The sequence below is a fragment of the Alkalicoccobacillus porphyridii genome (assembly GCF_007293315.1).
Lineage (GTDB): Bacteria > Bacillota > Bacilli > Bacillales > Bacillaceae_D > Alkalicoccobacillus > Alkalicoccobacillus porphyridii.
Genome location: NZ_VLXZ01000224.1, coordinates 1 through 269, shown reverse-complemented (window position 1 = coordinate 269; position 269 = coordinate 1). Strand labels below are relative to the sequence as shown.

Annotated in this window: 1 protein-coding gene; it reads left to right on the top strand. The window is 48.0% G+C overall.

Translation table 11 applies throughout. From position 1 onward, the window contains the following. On the top strand, positions 1-153 hold the full coding sequence (locus FN960_RS24115; RefSeq protein ID WP_368854061.1) for a DUF533 domain-containing protein: 153 nt from the start codon (positions 1-3) through the stop codon (positions 151-153). Positions 154-269 lie beyond the last annotated feature (116 nt).

Here is a 269-nt window from a genome sequence, read left to right as displayed (position 1 = left end):
ATCTATTTCCTGAGTTGCGCGGCTATTGATATTGACCATTTTATGGAACGCAGTTACCTGAATGCACTGGGTGACGCGCTGAAAATCCCCCAGGATGTTCGTGACGGCATTGAACGCGATCTCGAACAGCAAAAACGCACTTTGGCGGAATAATTCCGCTCTCTGGATAGCCTGAAGTTGACTATTTCGGGCTATCCAGAACCGCACAGCCATTTGAACAGGCTGATTTTCTCTGTCTGCATAACATTCGATATCCGCGCCATTACCTG